General features: G+C 52.6%; 2 protein-coding genes. Both read right to left on the bottom strand.

Annotation, left to right across the window (positions count from 1 at the left end; genetic code table 11):
- On the bottom strand, positions 1-1220 hold a 1220-nt coding region (locus ABD76_RS06140), incomplete at its 3' end, for a contractile injection system protein, VgrG/Pvc8 family (protein ID WP_275100788.1).
- 66 nt (positions 1221-1286) lie between these two features.
- A partial coding sequence (locus ABD76_RS06135) for a DUF4280 domain-containing protein (protein WP_197255197.1) occupies positions 1287-1442 on the bottom strand: 156 nt, incomplete at its 5' end.

Here is a 1442-nt window from a genome sequence, read left to right as displayed (position 1 = left end):
AGCGTAATTGACAATGCTCCCGAGGTAGACAGGGTCAGTTCTTGTTCGGACATGTCCACGCCGCTTCCTTGCGCATGTCTCCATACTTTCACGTCCGGCTCTCCTTGCGCGTGGCGATGCTGCCGCGAGTCCATGACATAGGCTTCCTGTTCCCGGCTCGTCGGCAAGTAAAGCTCCACCCGCTCCCCAACTTCCGGCATATCATACCAGCCACTATGTTCTTCCGCTGCATAGCGGGTGGCCACCGGGAACCAGCATGCTTTCGCCGGGTCCTGTTTGGGGTCGATATCCAGTTGGAGTTGCACCATGTCTTGATGTACCTGTAACACGCTGCCCGTCAGCGCAATCCCCGCAGCTTGATCGTTTTCATAACGGGCAAGACGAATATCCTGTTCAGCCTGGAGATCATAACGAGTACGCAGCAGGCCGTCCTCCAGCCGTGTCACGGCCCGAACGACGACGAGTTCCTTGCCTAATCCGATCGGTAACGCAATGATATCTCCCAGCGCATAGTATTGCAGGCTTTCGATCACGTAGGTCACATATGAGCCTGCCCGTTGTCCCGGCTTCCCCGCCTCCAGATCATGGAACGTTCTCCGTACCTGGTAACTTGCATCCCGTTCCATCTTGTACCGTTTGCCTTCCGGTAGCCCGAAGAACACTTTGGGCGACGCTGCCGTTACCTCCGGCACCAGCACGGACCCAAAGCGAGAGGCAAGGCGCTTTAAAAACGCCCAATCCGTCTCCTCATATTGTAAAACAAAAGTGCCCAGTTCGGCATCATTCGTTACGGTATCAATGGCATCTCCATACTTGTATTTCCGAATCATCGTGGTGACCAGATCCGCGTAGGTACGATGAATATCCTGATAGGAACGCTTCTTTATCTGGATATCCATCTGATACGAATGCGATGCGGCTTCCAGCTCGAACGTATACACGCCCCGAATGCAATGCACGGATAGTCGCGTAACGATGCCGTGGAACAATCGTCTCCGTGATTGTCCCTGCTCATCCAATTGACGGATAACGATCGGTTCCTCTTCCATGTTCTGTCCAATGCATGTGGCTCCCTGTTCTTCCGACAGCATGCCGCTTACCGTTAAATAGGCGTGATCGTTGATGGTCCTTGTAATTTGAAGCTTCTCTATATGCTGAGGCTGAAAGGAACCGTAGAAACGCAGACTTTCATACCCGATTCCGTTATGTACTACACTCAAGTGAGTTCATGTCTCCTTCCGGCTCTCGAAACTTGACGGCTTGGAAACAGAACCTTAATCCAACTCCTACCCGTCATTTTCGATTTGGATATGACCACAATATAGACACTGTAGGGTGCAGTTCTGCGTCAAGGCAGGCTGCCCCTCGATCTTCACATCACTTTTCCCGTTCAGCCATGGCATAGTCAGCACCGGAACACACGGAGCCTTCTTCACGCCATA

This window comes from Paenibacillus dendritiformis, from assembly GCF_015845845.1.
GTDB classification, from domain to species: Bacteria; Bacillota; Bacilli; order Paenibacillales; family Paenibacillaceae; genus Paenibacillus_B; species Paenibacillus_B dendritiformis_C.
This window is presented reverse-complemented; position numbering and strand designations above follow the sequence as displayed.